16 protein-coding genes and 1 riboswitch are annotated in these 16,241 nt (G+C 36.7%); of the genes, 6 read left to right on the top strand and 10 right to left on the bottom strand.

Translation table 11 applies throughout. The annotated features are described in order from the left end of the window. Positions 1-362: 362 nt before the first annotated feature. A complete protein-coding gene (locus TA89_RS15750) occupies positions 363-998 on the bottom strand; it encodes a superoxide dismutase (RefSeq protein ID WP_040214735.1) in 636 nt (211 codons plus the stop codon). 137 nt (positions 999-1,135) lie between these two features. Here TA89_RS15750 and TA89_RS15745 point away from each other — a divergent pair, with 137 nt between their 5' ends. Continuing rightward, positions 1,136-1,648, top strand: coding sequence for an NfeD family protein (locus TA89_RS15745; RefSeq protein ID WP_040214734.1), 513 nt, complete (start codon positions 1,136-1,138; stop codon positions 1,646-1,648). 46 nt (positions 1,649-1,694) lie between these two features. Then, entirely contained in the window at positions 1,695-3,062 is a 1,368-nt protein-coding gene (locus tag TA89_RS15740) for a flotillin family protein (protein ID WP_040214733.1), read from the top strand. 232 nt (positions 3,063-3,294) lie between these two features. Here the strand turns inward: TA89_RS15740 and kamE are convergent, their stop codons facing one another. The 9 genes from kamE to TA89_RS17840 form a co-directional block, all read right to left on the bottom strand. Beyond that, positions 3,295-4,083: a lysine 5,6-aminomutase subunit beta gene (gene kamE, locus TA89_RS15735; protein ID WP_040214732.1), complete on the bottom strand. Its 789-nt coding sequence runs from the start codon at positions 4,081-4,083 to the stop codon at positions 3,295-3,297. 1 nt (position 4,084) lies between these two features. Further along, entirely contained in the window at positions 4,085-5,638 is a 1,554-nt protein-coding gene (gene kamD / locus TA89_RS15730; protein WP_040214731.1) for a lysine 5,6-aminomutase subunit alpha, read from the bottom strand. A gap of 3 nt (positions 5,639-5,641) precedes the next feature. Beyond that, entirely contained in the window at positions 5,642-7,114 is a 1,473-nt protein-coding gene (gene kamC / locus TA89_RS15725) for a lysine 5,6-aminomutase reactivase ATPase KamC (protein WP_040214730.1), read from the bottom strand. Between the two features lie 32 nt (positions 7,115-7,146). Further along, the gene (gene kamB, locus TA89_RS15720; protein WP_040214729.1) at positions 7,147-8,175 is read right to left on the bottom strand and encodes a lysine 5,6-aminomutase reactivase subunit KamB; all 1,029 of its coding nucleotides are present in this window, start codon (positions 8,173-8,175) and stop codon (positions 7,147-7,149) included. Between the two features lie 21 nt (positions 8,176-8,196). After that, a complete protein-coding gene (gene kamA / locus TA89_RS15715; RefSeq protein ID WP_040214728.1) occupies positions 8,197-9,471 on the bottom strand; it encodes a lysine 2,3-aminomutase in 1,275 nt (424 codons plus the stop codon). A gap of 15 nt (positions 9,472-9,486) precedes the next feature. Continuing rightward, positions 9,487-10,521 carry an L-erythro-3,5-diaminohexanoate dehydrogenase gene (gene kdd, locus TA89_RS15710; RefSeq protein WP_040214727.1) on the bottom strand — a complete coding sequence of 345 codons (1,035 nt, stop codon included), beginning with the start codon at positions 10,519-10,521 and terminating at the stop codon, positions 9,487-9,489. A 63-nt stretch (positions 10,522-10,584) separates the two neighbouring features. Then, a complete protein-coding gene (gene kce, locus TA89_RS15705; RefSeq protein ID WP_040214726.1) occupies positions 10,585-11,403 on the bottom strand; it encodes a 3-keto-5-aminohexanoate cleavage enzyme in 819 nt (272 codons plus the stop codon). 1 nt (position 11,404) lies between these two features. Beyond that, entirely contained in the window at positions 11,405-11,797 is a 393-nt protein-coding gene (gene kal / locus TA89_RS15700) for a 3-aminobutyryl-CoA ammonia lyase (protein ID WP_040214725.1), read from the bottom strand. A 185-nt stretch (positions 11,798-11,982) separates the two neighbouring features. Continuing rightward, positions 11,983-12,158: riboswitch (Lysine riboswitch) on the bottom strand. A gap of 80 nt (positions 12,159-12,238) precedes the next feature. Continuing rightward, the gene (locus TA89_RS17840) at positions 12,239-12,925 is read right to left on the bottom strand and encodes a CPBP family intramembrane glutamic endopeptidase (RefSeq protein ID WP_082023985.1); all 687 of its coding nucleotides are present in this window, start codon (positions 12,923-12,925) and stop codon (positions 12,239-12,241) included. Between the two features lie 378 nt (positions 12,926-13,303). On the opposite strand from TA89_RS17840, the gene TA89_RS15690 reads away from it, so the two are divergent. From TA89_RS15690 to TA89_RS15675, 4 genes are all read left to right on the top strand, one after another. Continuing rightward, positions 13,304-14,590 (top strand): adenylosuccinate synthase, encoded by a 1,287-nt coding sequence (locus TA89_RS15690; RefSeq protein ID WP_040214724.1) that lies wholly within the window; start codon positions 13,304-13,306, stop codon positions 14,588-14,590. A 38-nt stretch (positions 14,591-14,628) separates the two neighbouring features. Further along, complete coding sequence (locus TA89_RS15685; protein WP_040214723.1) at positions 14,629-15,123, top strand: GNAT family N-acetyltransferase; 495 nt, start codon at positions 14,629-14,631, stop codon at positions 15,121-15,123. A gap of 107 nt (positions 15,124-15,230) precedes the next feature. Beyond that, entirely contained in the window at positions 15,231-15,413 is a 183-nt protein-coding gene (locus TA89_RS15680; protein WP_040214722.1) for a DUF1858 domain-containing protein, read from the top strand. 73 nt (positions 15,414-15,486) lie between these two features. After that, positions 15,487-16,241: acyl-[acyl-carrier-protein] thioesterase (locus tag TA89_RS15675; protein ID WP_040214721.1), on the top strand; the 755-nt coding region annotated here is incomplete at its 3' end.

The raw sequence follows: 16,241 nt of genomic DNA, 5'->3' as shown, positions 1-16,241 counted from the left end.
CATTTTAATAAAAGTGTACTGCTTTTTTATATTGTTAATTACCATAATTGTCCTCCCAATTTTACATGGAATTTCAAGTATTCTTTCTTTTATTGGCGCTTATAATGCACATAAGGAAATTACCCATGATGATAAGTATTAAGGCAATGAACAATATTCTAAAGAGATTTATTTTTAAGTCTCTGTTTTGTATGGTGTGAATATAACCTATGATATTCCGGATGGTCTTTTTTGGAGTATTTTGTATCTGGAATTATTATAGAGACTTGTAAAAATTATGTAATTTGAAACAAATGTAAGCTGGAAGACGAAGTAATAAAAGTGAGGAGATTCATATTCTTCTCACTTTTATTATAATTATATCACTGATATTTTCTCATCTGCATTTGTGAGTTTTTCATGTTTAAGTACTGCTGAAGCCTTTTGTTTACTACATTCCAGTTTATATTTTTTATAAAAGCATTTATATAAGCTTTTCTGTCTATACCAAAATCAATCATATAGGCATGTTCATATACATCTAGCACTAAAAGGGGGTAGGAGTTCCATATAGCTCCCACATCATGGGCATCACAGCCTATAACTAAAAGAGAGTCTGTAAGAGGATCTATGGTAAGTATCACCCAGCCTCTCATAGCCAAAGCGGCATTTTTAAAATATTCAATAAAGTTATCATAGTTTATAAAGTCTCTGTTTATTAAAGCCATGAGTTCTTTGCTTGCACAGCAGGAATGATTGGTGAGATTTTCAAAATAAAGCTCGTGGAGCTTTACACCGTCTAAAGCATAGCTTTCTCCAAGCTTTAAGCATCTCATTTTACTGTAAGTTGGATTGCTGTCGGGATAATCAGAGGCATTTCTGCTTTCTGAGTTTATTTCATTGAATTTGTTGATGTAGCCTATATAAAGCTTATAATGCTGCTGCAGCTGATCGGAGCTGATATTTTCTACGGACTTAAAGTCATACCTTTTAGGAGCAATCTTTCTATTTATATCCATAAGCACCTTTCCATATATTATTACATAATCATTATATTTTGAAGATACCCATAGTGTTAATAAAATATATTAAACATAATATCCTATTAAATACATATTATGGTATAATAAATATATATTGTAAGGGGTGGGTAATAATGAGGTCAGTATATTACTTATTTTTTTGCATAGGGGTAGTTTATACGATTATAACCTTTGTGCTGGGAGGAATATTTGATAGCTTCGATATTAGCGGAGAAGGCAGTTTTGAAGGTGTTCTTTCCTCATTAAAGCCATCAGTTATAATTTCCTTCTGCACTATATTCGGAGGTATAGGATTGATGACATTGAATAAGCTGCCCTGGTATTTAGGGTTAAGTATCTCGCTTCTTTCTGCTTTTTTAACAGCTTATATAATAAATAAATTTATAATAGTCCCTCTTTATAAGTCACAAAATACAAGTGCAGGTGAGAAGGCTGAATTTATTGGAAGAGAAGCTCTAGTGATAAGCCCTATTCTGGAAAAGAGCTATGGAACCATAAGCTACAGCTATAAGGGAAATACCTATACATCTCCTGCAAAAAGTATAGAAGGAGAGAGGATAGATCAGGGACTCACAGTTATAATCATAAAAATTGAGGATAACTTGTGTTATGTAATGCAGAAATAATCCTTTATGGATTATATAAATTTTACAATATAAAGGGGGAAGGTTTATGAATTCAGATTTTTTGATTCCTGTAATTATAGCTGCAGTAATAATAATTGTAATTATAGGTCTATTATCTATGTGGAAAAAGGTTCCGCAGGACAAAGCAGTGGTAGTTACAGGATTAAAAAAGAGAGTTATCTCCGGAGGCGGAGGAGTAGTAATTCCTATACTGGAAAGGGTAGACAGAATATCCTTAGAAAATATGAAAATTGAAATAAGAATAGGAAATGCTTTAACTGAACAAGGAGTGGGAATTACAGCAGATGGTGTGGCTGTAATAAAGGTAAAGTCCGATTTAGAGTCAGTTTTAGCAGCAGTAGAGCAGTTTAACACCGGAAATGAAGATAAAACTATAGATATAATTAAAGATACTTCAAAGGATGTATTAGAAGGAAAATTAAGAGAGATAGTTTCTAAGCTTACCGTAGAGGAAATTTATAAAGACAGAGAAAAATTTGCATCAAGGGCTCAGGAAGTTGCAGCTATAGATTTGGGTCAGATGGGATTGGAAATAAAGGCATTTACCATAAGGGATATATCAGATAATAATGGGTATCTTCAGGCTTTAGGAAAGGGAAGGATAGCTGAGGTTAAGAGAGATGCTGAAATTGCTGAATCAGAAGCACAAAAGGAAACAAAGATAAAGACATCAGAAGCCTTTAAGGAAGGAGAGGCTGCCAAGCTTATAGCAGAAACCTTCGTGGCAGAATCCTTGAAAAATAAGGAGTTAAAGGTACAGGCTTATAGAAAGGAGCAGGAAACTGCAAAGGCTATGGCGGACCTAGCTTACGAAATAGAGGCTAACAAGGTTAAGAAGGAGGTTACCGAAACCTCTATGCTGGTAGAAATAATTAAGAAGGAAAAGGAAATAGAGCTTGCAGAGCAGGAGGCTTTAAGAAAGGAAAAAGAGCTTGATGGTACTGTAAAGAAGCAGTCTGAAGCTATTAAGTTTGAATCTATACAGGAGGCTCAGGCTAAGGCTGAAAGCATAAAGCTGGAAGGACAGGCAAGAGCTGAAGCTATGAAGCTTGAAGGTATGGCAAAGGTTGAAATTATAAGAGAAACGGGAAAGGCAGAAGCAGAGGCTATGGTTAAGAAGGCAGAAGCCTATAAGCTGTATAATGATGCAGCTATGGCTCAAATGATTATAGAAAAGCTTCCTGATATAGCTAAAGCAGTGGCGGAGCCTCTTTCCAAGACAGAAAAGATAGTTATTATGGATAGTGGAAGTACCGCTTCAGGCGGGGGAGCAGCAAAGGTGACAGGGTATGTTACAGATATAATGAGCAAGCTCCCCGAAACCATAAAGGCAACTACAGGAATAGATTTGATAGAAATGCTTAAAAAGAGCCAATCAGGCAGTGAAGGTTAAATTTAAGAAGTAATAAAGAAGTAAAGAGAGGCTTTATAAAGCCTCTCTTTACTTCTTTATTGTGCCTGTAAATTAGACTTTTGATTTATATAGTTATATGCTGCACATTTAATTTTATATTATTGTTGTAATAATAAATTCCGGCATAAATACCTATAATTACTATTAAAGCACTTGTACATAAAATTTTGTACAATTTAATTGCTTTTAATTTCATGATTTATTTTAAGGATTAAATTAGTTTTCTGTTTACTATTTCAGTGACAGCATAGGATGCTACATCATCTGCATACTTGCCGGGACCGAAGCCGGCATCGTAACCGAGCTCCTTTGCAAGCTCATGGGTGATTCTCGGACCGCCACAGATTAACACAACCTTATGTCTTATACCTTCTGCCTCTAAAAGCTCTACAAGCTCCGTGAGGTTTTCAATATGGATATTCTTCTGTGTTACCGTTTGAGAAACTAAAAGCACATCAGCCTTAAGTTCTATAGCTTTTTTAACGAATTCCTCGTTTAATACCTGACTGCCGAGGTTATAGGCTTCTATCATCTCATATCTTTCCAGTCCGTAATGACCTGCATAGCCCTTCATGTTCATAATGGCATCTATGCCTACAGTATGGGCATCACTGCCGGTGGAAGCTCCTAAAACCACTACTTTTCTCTTTATATTGTCTTTGATATATTCATTTATGTCTTCCATAGACATTTTATCAACATCTACAGACTGTACCTTTATAGAATTATAATCTACAGTATGATTTATGCTTCCGTAAACCACAAAATAGGTAAAGTCATTATCTAAAGGACTATGATAAGCAACATTAGGCTCTTCCAATCCCATTTTTTTAGCTAAAAGCTTTGCTGCTTCACAAGCCTTGTCTCCATCTGATACAGGAAGGGTAAAGGACAGCTGAACCTTGCCATCATTCATGGTGTCTCCGTAGGGTTTAAGCTTTGAATAATCTAAAGTCTTATCGAATTCCTTCTTATTAGTGGAATATAATCCGCTGCTCATATTAATCCCTCCTCATCATAGGCTGGATAAAGGGATTAAAGTAGCTTTCATGCTTTTCAATAACGCCGTCTAAGCCTTTACCGCCGTTTATAGGTCTTTTTATTCCTGCAAATATGCCTTTTTCAAGGGTTTTGAATAAGCCTTCCTCCTGGATTTCCTCAAGAAGAGCACAGGCCTTATCAACCACCTCTTCAGCTCTCTTATCCATGATTCCGTCCTTTTTAAAGGTTATTTCATCTCCTAAGTCTGCCATAGTATTTCCTATATAATTAGCATTTTCTATAGCTAAGGCTCTGTCGGACATAAAAGGGGTATGGATTGCTTCTGTAAGCATTCCTAAAAGGTGAATTCTTTGAGAAGTCATTACGGTGATCATATTAAACAGGGCATCCTGTACATGTCCTTTAAATATGTTTCCTGTCATAAACTTTGTAGGAGGCATATATTTAAGAGGAGCCTTGGGGAATATCTCCCTTGCCATCTGCGCCTGGGCTAATTCATATAGGAATCCGTTTTTTAAATCAGGATTAATCTCAAAGGCATGGCCTAACCCCATTTGCTCTTCCGGAAGTCCTGCTAATAGGGCAAATTGTTCATTTATAAGTTGAGAAGCCAGTACCGTATGGGCTTCCTCCACAGCATCAGCAGTGGTTAAATAATTGTCCTCACCGGTATTTATTATTACTCCTGCAAAGCCGTTTATAACCCTTGAAAAGAACTGATCTATCATGGTTCTTTTCATATTTATATCCCTGAAGAGTATACCGTAAAGAGCATCATTAAGCATAACATCTAATCTTTCCACCGCTCCTAAGGCTGCTATTTCCGGCATGCATAACCCTGAACAGTAATTGCACAGCCTTATATACCTTCCGCATTCCTCTCCAACCTCATCTAAGGCTTTTCTCATTAGGCGGAAGTTTTCCTGAGTGGCAAAGGTTCCTCCGAAGCCTTCTACCGTTGCTCCATAGGGAACATAATCCAAAAGGCTCTGACCGGTAGTCCTTATTACTGCAATTACATCTGCACCCTGCTTTGCTGCAGCCTTAGCTTGAATTATATCCTCATATATATTTCCTGTTGCAACTATTACATAGATAAGAGGACCGGATTTATCTCCATATTTTTCAAGATAAGCTTCTCTTTCAGCCTTGTTATTTTTAATCCTCTCTATAGTGTTGTCTACTATAGGCTTAATAGCAAGCTTTATATTAAAGATATCCTCCTGCTTTATCTTGGTTAAGTCAAGCTCTCCTTTAGATACCTTTTCTGCGATTTCCTGAGGTGTCAGTGAGGTTTCTGCCATAGCATTTCCAATAAAATAAGCAGCACCTAAAGGTAAACCTCCTCCTTTAGATATGTTTTCCACTACCAGATTGGCTAAAGGAACCCCAAAAGCATCTACTCCGTCTATCCCCAAAAGTCTGCATACCGCTCTTTCCACTGTGGTGGTAGTATGCTTTTCTATAAACTCCTGAGATTCCAGAGCTATATTTTTTGCATAATTTCTAGCTTTTTCTACCTTTTTAAAATCAAGGTTCAATTTACTTTCCATATTTTAATCCCCCTTTTCGTAAAGTTTTACCGCTTTGTTTAATATCTCCTCAGGAAAATTCAAAAGCCTGCATATATTCAGAGCATCTCTTGGCACATCGGAGGAGGCAGATACCTTTTCTAAGGTAAAATCTACATATTCCTGAAGTATATCCACTGAATTTTCCCTTGAATTTTTAATCTTTTCATTTAAAGAGTTAAAATCAGTCTTTTTTAACCCCACACACTGATAATGAGCTTTTGCTTCCTTTGCTATGCCGTCATAATGAGTTGCAATGACAGCTATACTGTTTAAGCTGTTTAAATAAGAGGTAAGAGAGCGAAGGAGTATGGAGCCCTCCTTAGGATTAGTACCTCTGGCAAATTCATCTAAAGCTATAAATCCTCTCTGTCTATTACATAAGGCAAGCACCTCATTAATCTCCATTATTTCAGCACCGAAGCTGCTTAAGCCTTTTGATAAGCTCTGTTTATCTTCGGAACTAAAATAAATGAAGTTAAACAGACAGAGCCTTATGCTTTTACAGAAAGGAAAAAATCCATAATGCACCAGTGCTATATTAAGCACCAGAGTCTTTAATGCTACAGTCTTACCTCCCATATTTGCTCCGGTAATTACCGTTGAGCCTCCCTCCAGCTTTATGGAAAGTTCCTTGAAGCTTTTTCCTTTAACTTTTAAAAGCTTTTCTACAAAAGGATTTACTGCAGAGGATATATCTATGGAAAGATCCTTGGTTAGTTCCGGCTTTACTCCCTTGTATCTTAAAGCTAAATTTCCTCTTGCAATAAGTATATCCAGTTCCCCTATGAGTGCTAGATTATCTGTAATATCACTTATTAGAAGATGAAGCTCATAGGAAAGCTGCTCCTTTATGAGAAGTTCTTCCTGGAGCTCTTCATTTACTATGCTTAGTCTAAGTGACTTAAGCTCTTGAAGCTCCTCAGGAGGAGAATTGAATATCCTCTGTTCTACATCTTTTTTTCTGCTTCTTATATCCTTAAGCTTAGGGCTGTAGCCCTCATATATAAAAAAGGTAGGAAGCTTTTTATCCTCCGGATCTAAAAGTTCAAGTACTGATTTAACATCCTTAAGCTTTTCTATACTCATCAGTTTTTTTAAATTAAGACTTTCAAAGAGATTTTGAAATTCTATTATATTTATACATAGGTTTTTAATTTCAAAAATCTCTACTTCATCCAGCACGGCGTTATTTCTGCAGAGCCTTATAGTACCTGATATATCTTTAAATTTCATAAAGCAGAGTTTTAGCTCATTATATAGACTGGTTTTATCCTTCATATCCTCTATAAGTTTTTCAAGAAGTAAAAAATGCTGCTGCAGCTTATGCTCCTCCCCGGGCATAAATATGGGGAGAGACTTTTTTAAGCTTATACCATAAGGGGTTAAAGGAGTAAATTCATTAAATACAAAATTAAAGCCTGAAGCTTCAAGAATACTGTGTGATAAGAACTTCATATATATACCTCCTTACAGCTTAAATTTTGTGCCTATTCACTAAATATATTGAAAACAGGTACTGATAAGCTTTTTTCTAATGAGTCTTTAAATACTTCTCCATTGAATTCGTAACCGGAGGGGGAGGTGGGGTTAATAGTTACAGCCAGAAGATTGATTCTTCTTAAAACCGCTATCCTTGCTCCGGTAAGCATAAACTTTTCAAAGACCTCTTTGGAAACCATAAGCTTTGTGCTGTCTTTTATTATTATAAAAATATCTTTTAACAGTTCCCTTACAGAGAATAAATCCATTAAAAGCCTGTCTGTAACCGAGCCGTTAATCACGATATAGCGGCTGGAGGACTCTAGATTTTCAAGGATTTCCTTAGAAGAATGGAGAGAACTGATTACACTTAGCTTTTTAGTATGGTAATCCTTATCAATTATTACCACCACATTATTTTCTCCATGAGCTTCTGCTATAGCTTTTACTCTGCTGTCTTTTATGGCATCTAGGGAAAATAATCTAACGGTATGTACTGTATCATCTATTACCTTTTCCATGCTGCTGTTTAAAGCAGCTCCTGCTGCTAAGATACATCCGTCGGTTATATTGGGAGTGGCAAGGGATTTTCTGCTTAAGGCTCCGTCTATAAGCAGTTTGGAAGCGCCCAGCTCCTTTAGTTTATTCATAACTTCTGAAAGCTCAAATAAGGTGGAGGGCCCTGAGAGGTCAGCATATCCGCAACTTAAAGCCTTAAGAAGGACTATTTCTCCCATAGGTGTATTTATTCCTGTAGTGTACAGCACTTCCTTGGTAAAGTCGCACTGTGAAAGGCTCTGTCTTGCTGTAGCTAATATTGTGTTTTTATTAATATAAATTCTGGGTTTTTTAGTGAGGGTTACTGCATCTACCTCTTCACCATCTCTTCCTATAGAAGTAATTCCAAGGATTATATCCTCTTTAGAGGTTTCTTTTAATATATAATTAAAGACTTCTGTTTTACCGGCATTTTTACACATACCCATAATAGAAATTGAATTATAATCCTTTATTAAACTTCTCAGTGAAGGTTTCATGCAGCAGCCCTCCTTGTATATTTATATAGTATTAAGCTCTATTTCCTTGCTGGTTATTCTATTTTTACGGGAAAGATTTTCAGGCTCTAAAGATAATCTGTCTCCCTTAATAAGAGAAGCAACACCTATAAGTGAAGAAGACTTTTCATTGGTACAGTATTCGCAGTGACATTCTTCCTTATAGCTTTCCGGCTCAGTATAGGTGGTTATAACCCCTTCGAAGTTTCTTAATATTACCTTTCCAGGAGCCTGGGATATTACATAGTTAGGCATAACAGGAGTTTTACCTCCTCCTCCGGGAGCATCCACCACATAGGTTGGAACACAGTATCCGGAGGTATGTCCTCTAAGACCTTCAATAATTTCTATCCCCTTAGATACAGGAGTCCTGAAATGCTCAAGGCCATAGGATAAATCGCATTGATAAATATAGTAAGGCCTTACCCTTATCTTAACTAATCCATGTACTAGTTCCTTCATAACATGAACGCAGTCATTTACTCCTTTTAACAAAACTGATTGGTTTCCAAGAGGTATTCCTGCATCCGCAAGTCTTGCACAGGCAGCTTTAGCTTCTTCGGTTATTTCATTAGGATGATTAAAATGAGTATTTATCCAAATGGGATGGTATTTTTTCAGCATATTTACTAAATCCTCTGTAATCCTTTGAGGAAGAACCACAGGAATTCTGCTACCCAGTCTTATTATCTCCACATGAGGAATTTCCCTAAGCTTTTTAATGATATATTCAAGCTTATCATCAGATAAGGTGAGAGCATCACCGCCGGATAAAAGCACATCCCTAACCTGAGGGGTATTTTTTATATATTCTATGGCTTTTTCTATCTGAGGCATGGGAAGAGGTGAGTCCGTATGACCGGCAAACCTTCTTCTTGTGCAGTGTCTGCAGTACATTGAGCATTGATCTGTAAGCAGAAGCAGCACCCTGTCAGGATATCTGTGGGTTAAGCCTTTAACCGGAGAATCAGTATCCTCATGAAGGGGATCTAATAAATCCGCCGAGGATTTTTTAAGTTCTAAAGCTGTAGGAACCGCCTGTTTTCTTATTGGATCATGAGAATCCTGAGGGTCTATTAAGGATAAATAATAAGGTGTTATTGCCATTCTTAAGGTGCCGAGACATTCCTTTACACCTTCCTCCTCAGCTTTAGTGAGGGGAAGATATTTTTTTAATTCCTCTAAAGTTTCCACCTTGTTTCTTATCTGCCACTTCCAGTCCTGCCACTCTTCATTGGGTACATCTTTAAATAATTCAAAGCGCCTATTAACTTTCATAATCTTCCTCCCGTTTTACAGATACATCTCATCGAATATCTTCCTTAAGGTGGCGCTTTCTCTCAGCTCCCAAAGGGTTATCTCAGCATGATCCTTAGTATATCCGTTTCCTATTATCATGTTCACATCTTTGCCTATTCCTTCAGCGCCCAAAGCTGCCTTAGTAAAGGAGGTTGCCATGGAGAAGAAATATACAATACCGTTATCCCTTACAGGGAGAATACAGGACATTTCTGAATTAGGTATGTTTACACAGCTTATGGATATATCCACCTCTCTGCCTTTATTGGCTTCTAAGGTTTTGTTTAGCACATCAATAGGAGCAGTAGCATTGGATACTATGGCTTTATGGCATAATCCCCAGGATAGAAGCTTATCAGCCTGTGCCTGCTTTCTAACCATAGCTATAACGTTTCCTGTAGGACCTACTCTCTTCATGGCTTCATAGCAGCACAGCATTCCGGATTTACCTGCAGCTCCTAAAACAAGTACACTGTCGCCGGGTTTAACAAGCTTTGCGGTTTGAGCAGGAGCTCCTGCTACATCCAAAGCTGCCAGTGCTAAGGGCTCTGACATATCTGAAGGAAGCTTTGCATAAATTCCGCTTTCAAATAAAACAGCCTGAGCTTTTACATCCACTCTGTCTATGTCTTTTTTTACATCCAGGATTTCATATATTTTTAATGGAGTCAGGCTTAAGGATACTAAAGAAGCTATTTTGTCTCCAACCTTTAAATCCCTGTGTTTAAGGTCATCCCCTATAGCGGCAACGGTACCTATAAGCATTCCGCCGGAACCTGTAACGGGATTCTGCATCTTTCCTCTTTCATTAACTATGGAAAGTATTTTTTCCTTTATCTTTTCAACATTGCCCTGAGCTTCCTCCTCAATTTGAGTAAAGCTTGCAGAGTCTATGTTTAGAGATTGAACATCTATTAAGAGTTCATTTGAGTATATCTCCATGCTGTTATCGATTTTATAGGCGGCCTGGGTTAAAACACCCTGTGGCTCTAAAACCCTATGTGTACCATATTTGCAACCCTTTTTCATAAATAATTCCCCCTAATATGAAAATTTTATTATATAGATTTTTACTTATAATAATGAAAAAATCTATTTTAAGCCTAGAATTGTTCTTGCTTCCTCAGGAGATGCTATTTCCCTATTAAGCTCCTTAGCAAGCCTCACTACCTTTTCCACCAGCTCCCCGTTGGAGGAAGCAGGAATTCCTTTTGAAATATAAACATTATCTTCAAAGCCTACCCTTACATGTCCACCCATTATTATTGACATAGCCGCCATGGTAAACTGATTTCTTCCGATACCGGAAACGGTAAAGGTGGAGCCTTCAGGTATGCTTCCTGCCATAAACACTAAATCTCTGGGTGAAGCGGAAATTCCGCCGTTTACTCCCATAACGAAGTTAAAATGCATGGGAATGCTTATATAACCTTTCTTCTGAAGCCTTAAAGCCATATCGATCATACCCTTATCAAAGACTTCCAGCTCCGGTTTTATGCCCAGCTCTATCATCCTTTTTCCAAAGTACTTTATAGTGTTCTCTGTGTTTATGAAGATATCATCCCCTCCAAAGTTACAGGTTCCACAGTCTAAAGTTGCCATTTCAGGTAAAAGCTCTATAGGCTGAAGCCTTTCATCATTGGTCATTCCTACAGCTCCTCCGGTAGATGGCTGAATGATGACATCAGGACATCTTTCCTTAATGGCGTTAATGCACTTACTGAATCTTTCTTTACTTTGGGTAGGAGTTCCGTCATCCTCCCTCACATGAAGGTGGATTATGCTTGCTCCTGCCTTATAGGACTTATATGCTTCTTCTGCAATTTCCTCCACGGTGTAGGGAACACTTGGATTATGTTCTTTTGTAACTTCAGCACCGCAGATAGCTGCCGTAATTATAAGCTTTTCCAAATTATAAAACCTCCTTATTTCGTTGCTTGGACACAGGTACTACGCAGGTACCGCTGGCTCTGCACACAACTACCGGTTCTTCTAAAAGTTCTGCAGCGGAGTCATTTATATCAGGTCTTGGAATGATTATTTTTTTTGCCTCAAATGCCATTTTTCTTGAGGATTTTCCTGAAGATATAATTTCTCCTGTGGCTTCAATGAAATCTCCGGCATAAACCGGAGCCATAAACTCTACGCTGTCATAAGCCTTAAAAAGTCCTTCATCTCCATCATTCCTTATGAGTAGTTCTGTGGCAACATCTCCAAAAAGCTGAAGCATTCTGGCTCCATCTACAAGGTTGCCTCCATAATGAGCATCCTGAAGGCTCATCCTTACTTTAATAACCGCTTTCATAATAAACCTCCTTTTATATTTGTTAAAAATTTAACAAATAGTGATATATTTATATTAAGAAACATTCCCTGGGTGGCTTTTAACTGTTTTTAAGATTAGCTGAAAGAAAAGAAAAAGCACTGAAATCATCAGTGCCTGGATAGACTTATTTAAGATTTGCTATCCATGCAATGAAGTAATTTCATTACATAAATAGCGCTCCGTAACCTACGGCAAAAATAAAGCTGTGTACTTTATTTCCAAGGCAGGACAAAAGAACTCATCCTGACTTTCGGCAGATAAACCCTTTGCTTAAAGCTTTGAAGGTTCTTCTCCTTAACATCTTTAAGCTACACTATTTACCTGCGCCTCTATTTATGGGTTAACCATATTCGTCTAATTATATTATATTTAATACTTAATTTATTGTAAACGATTTTTTAACTAATTTATGGCAATTATTTATTGACATCTTTCGACAGAAGAACTTTCTTCTATAAAACTTATAGGCTTCTGTGGCTTGTTTTTATAAATATATATAAGGAGTAAAATACTCAATACTCCTCCGGCTATAAGATAAACATAAATCATAAAAGAGGAATAATAAAGTACTCTGCGCAATACAACTCCTCCTAATAAATTAGAAAGGAAGTGGACTAATATAGGTGCTGCCAGGGAGTTTGTCCAGTAATATATTAAACCAAGAATAATTCCTCCATAAAAGGCATATATGAATTGAAGCTTATTTCCGTGAGCTAGACCGAAAAACAGTGCCTGAAGTATTATAGCTGCTGAAATATTCATCCCTTTAGATAGCTCTTTAAAAACAAGACCTCTAAAGAGGATTTCTTCAAAGACGGCGGCTATAATCACCGCAGCTAAAATTCCGGAAAAGTTTTGAGTGATGCCTGTTATAGTTTCATTTACCCGGGCATAGCCGGGAAACATTGGATAAATGAGGTTTATCAGAGTAAGATCAAAAATTGAAAAAATTATGGTGAATAAAACCAGAAGCAGTGAGAGTTTAATGGAAAGCTTTCTTATATTTAATGATTTAAAAAAGCTTTTTTTATTCAGTTTAAATATTAATTTATAAAAGAGCAGGGATAGTAAAGCCATAAGTAAATATAGAATTCCAGATATCTGCATAATCTAATTATTAAAGTCTTGGTAGGACAGACTGTAATTGTATTTAATAGATGAAAGTATACTAAACACAGTAGAGGAAAAAAATATAAATACCATACATGCAAAATGGATTGCTATGTATCCGGCAGAAATCAGTAAAGACTTAAAAAATTTTTTCATAAAACACTCCGTGTAAATAAATATATTTAATACCATAATTATACAACTTTTGACTGTTCAATTCATCTTTGATAGTATTTATTTATAATTTAAGCTGACCTTGAGGGAATTAATAATAAAAAACAGAAGATATTATAACTATAGGGTAATAGGGTGGATTGTAGTTTTGCTAAACTATTCAGGCATTAAAATTTAATGCTGTTTATAAGGAGGAAAGCTATGACAACATTTATAGTTTTAGGAGCGCAATGGGGAGACGAAGGAAAAGGCAAGATGACAGATTATTTAGCTGAGGAAGCAGAGGTGATAGTAAGGTATCAGGGGGGAAACAACGCAGGACACACCGTAGAGGTTGAAAACAGACAGTATAAGCTTCATTTAATACCTTCAGGGATATTATATGACCATAAGCTTAATGTTATAGGAAACGGTGTTGTGGTGGATCCTGAAGCTTTATTCAGCGAAATAGATTATCTTGAAAATCTAGGGGTTAAGGTAACTCCTGAAAAGCTTGCTGTAAGTGACAGGGCTCATGTTATTATGCCTTATCATAAAACATTGGATAAACTGAAGGAAAAGGCTAGAGGTAAAAATGAAATAGGCACTACCGGAAAGGGTATAGGACCATGCTATACTGATAAATTCGAAAGATCCGGCATAAGAATCTGCGATCTTATGAATAAGGATGTGTTTGAAGAAAAGCTTAAAGAAAATCTGTCTTTAAAAAATAAATATATAACTCAGGTACTGGGGGGCGAGGCTTTAAATTTTAAGGAAGTTTTTGATGTGTATATGGAATACAGTGAAAGATTAAAGCCTTATGTTAAGGACACTTCTGTACTTATATACGAGAAAATAAAAGATAACAGCAGCGTTTTGTTTGAGGGAGCCCAGGGAATGCTTTTGGATATAGACTACGGCACCTATCCCTATGTAACTTCCTCCAATACCACTGCAGGAGGTGTTAGCAGCGGAACAGGAATTGGTCCTTCTATGATTTCAAGGGCAATAGGTATAGCTAAAGCATATACTACAAGGGTGGGAAAAGGACCCTTTCCCACAGAGCTTGAAGATGCCACAGGAGACTGGATAAGAGAAAGAGGCCATGAATACGGAGTAACTACAGGCAGATCCAGAAGGTGCGGATGGCTTGATCTTGTAATTCTTAAAACCACTGCCAGAGTTTCAGGCTTGACCAGCTTTGCAGTGACAAAAATGGATACCCTTGCAGGCCTAGAAAAGCTCAAGGTATGTATAGGTTATAAATTTAAAGATAAAATAATTGACTACTTTCCTGCAAGCCTGGAGGATTTAGCGGAGTGCCAGCCTATTTATGAAGAATTTGAAGGATGGGGAGAAGAGATAACACAGGCAGAAAGCTATGAAGGGCTTCCTCAAAATGCTAAAAAGTATTTAAAGAGGATAGAGGAATTTACAGGGACAAAAGTTTCTGTTATTTCTGTAGGACCTAAAAGGAATCAAACCATAAGAGTGGGGGATATCTAAGAAGCAGAGATTATAAACTTAGTTTTTCAGGAGGTTATATGATAAGAAAAGCTATCAAAGAGGATATTGAGAGGATTATGATTATAGTTAATGCTGCGGTTTTAAAAATGAATCAGCAGGGGAATGACCAATGGGGAGAGGATTATCCCAAAGAAGAGGATTATTTAAAGGATATTGAAGAAGATAATTTATATGTATACTGTGAGGATGAAGAAATCCAAGGAGTAGTATGCGTAAATGAGGATGAAGCAGAGGAATATGGGGATATACCCTGGAGAAGACAGGGAAGGGCTCTAATTATTCATAGGATTGCTGTTAATCCTGAAAGTCAGGGAAGAGGAATAGCTTATAAGCTTTTAAGTTTTGCTGATGATCTGGCGATGGATAAGGGAATAAACTACATAAAAACGGATACCTATTCATTAAATAAAATTGCTCAAAATATATTTACAAGATCCGGATATATATTCAGAGGTATAATCCATTTTCAGAGGAGGCCTGAAGATTTTTACCGCTATGATAAGGAATTATAGCAGTGCTTAATTAAAGAAGATAATTGTAATTGATAATTATCCTCATTTGTATTATAATGTAGGTATAACTTACAAATAGTAAGAAAAATATTTTTGGGGATGATTACATGGAAATAACGAAGGATATGACCATAGGCTATATAATTATGATGTACCCTGATGCTATAGATGTGCTGATGGAAATGGGCCTCGGATGCGTAGGCTGCCCCGCCTCTCAGGTAGAAACTCTAGAGGAATCAGCTATGGTCCATGGACTTGATTTAGATATGATGCTTCAGCAATTAAATTGATAGCCTATAAAGACTTTTAACGTATACCTCTGTATAATAGAGGTATACGTTTCTTTGTTAAGGAGGAAAACTCATGAATAAAAACAGCTTTGTTAAGGAATATGAAGTGAGATATTATGAGGTGGATTACAAGCAGAGACTCCTTCCCACCGCTCTTTTAAATTACTTCGGAGATATGGCAATGGCTCACTCTGAAAAGTGCGGCGTAGGGCTGGAGTATTTAAAGGAAAAGAATCTGGCATGGGTTTTGTATAAATATGATATAGAAATATTTAAATATGGAATTTTAAATGAAAAAATAAAGATTACCACAGAAGCTTATGGTTTTAAGAAGTTCTATGCCTATAGAAATTTTTATGCAGAAAACAGCAGAGGAGAAAAAATAGCAGAAGGTAAAGCGGTATTTCTTCTTATAAACTATGAAAGAAGAAGACCGGTTAGAATTCCTGAGGACTTTTATGCCGCCTATGGAGCAGAAGGGGATATTAAAGAGGAAATCAAGCTTTACAAGCTTCAAAGGCTTACTGACGCAGCGGAGGAAAGGACCTTTACGGTAAGATATACAGATATTGATACCAATACCCATGTAAATAACGTTAAATATCTGGACTGGCTTATAGAAGCAGTGCCTCTTAATATAGTGAAAAATAGCTTTTTAAAAAATATAAAAATAGATTATCTTAAGGAATGCTTTTATGGAGACACCATAAAATCTAAAGCAGAAATATTTAATGAAGAAAACAGCACTAAAATCATACATAAAATAGTAAATCAAGAGGATAAGGAAATAACTTTGGCTGAAACCTACTGGGTAAAGAAAAATGAAAA

It is taken from the genome of Clostridium polynesiense (assembly GCF_000820705.1).
GTDB lineage: Bacteria > Bacillota > Clostridia > Clostridiales > Clostridiaceae > Clostridium_AA > Clostridium_AA polynesiense.
The sequence above is the reverse complement of the archived record's forward strand: the minus strand, read 5'-3'. Positions and strand labels throughout refer to the sequence as shown.

What these genes read in the sequence shown, in the direction of transcription:
- TA89_RS15690 (WP_040214724.1), top strand. Translation starts at nt 13,304, where the DNA reads ATGACAACATTTATAGTTTTAGGAGCGCAATGGGGAGACGAAGGAAAA.
- kal (WP_040214725.1), bottom strand. Translation starts at nt 11,797, where the DNA reads ATGAAAGCGGTTATTAAAGTAAGGATGAGCCTTCAGGATGCTCATTAT.
- kamD (WP_040214731.1), bottom strand. Translation starts at nt 5,638, where the DNA reads ATGGAAAGTAAATTGAACCTTGATTTTAAAAAGGTAGAAAAAGCTAGA.
- TA89_RS15680 (WP_040214722.1), top strand. Translation starts at nt 15,231, where the DNA reads ATGGAAATAACGAAGGATATGACCATAGGCTATATAATTATGATGTAC.
- kamB (WP_040214729.1), bottom strand. Translation starts at nt 8,175, where the DNA reads ATGAAACCTTCACTGAGAAGTTTAATAAAGGATTATAATTCAATTTCT.
- TA89_RS15685 (WP_040214723.1), top strand. Translation starts at nt 14,629, where the DNA reads ATGATAAGAAAAGCTATCAAAGAGGATATTGAGAGGATTATGATTATA.
- TA89_RS15740 (WP_040214733.1), top strand. Translation starts at nt 1,695, where the DNA reads ATGAATTCAGATTTTTTGATTCCTGTAATTATAGCTGCAGTAATAATA.
- TA89_RS17840 (WP_082023985.1), bottom strand. Translation starts at nt 12,925, where the DNA reads ATGCAGATATCTGGAATTCTATATTTACTTATGGCTTTACTATCCCTG.
- TA89_RS15750 (WP_040214735.1), bottom strand. Translation starts at nt 998, where the DNA reads ATGGATATAAATAGAAAGATTGCTCCTAAAAGGTATGACTTTAAGTCC.
- kamE (WP_040214732.1), bottom strand. Translation starts at nt 4,083, where the DNA reads ATGAGCAGCGGATTATATTCCACTAATAAGAAGGAATTCGATAAGACT.
- kamA (WP_040214728.1), bottom strand. Translation starts at nt 9,471, where the DNA reads ATGAAAGTTAATAGGCGCTTTGAATTATTTAAAGATGTACCCAATGAA.
- kamC (WP_040214730.1), bottom strand. Translation starts at nt 7,114, where the DNA reads ATGAAGTTCTTATCACACAGTATTCTTGAAGCTTCAGGCTTTAATTTT.
- TA89_RS15745 (WP_040214734.1), top strand. Translation starts at nt 1,136, where the DNA reads ATGAGGTCAGTATATTACTTATTTTTTTGCATAGGGGTAGTTTATACG.
- kdd (WP_040214727.1), bottom strand. Translation starts at nt 10,521, where the DNA reads ATGAAAAAGGGTTGCAAATATGGTACACATAGGGTTTTAGAGCCACAG.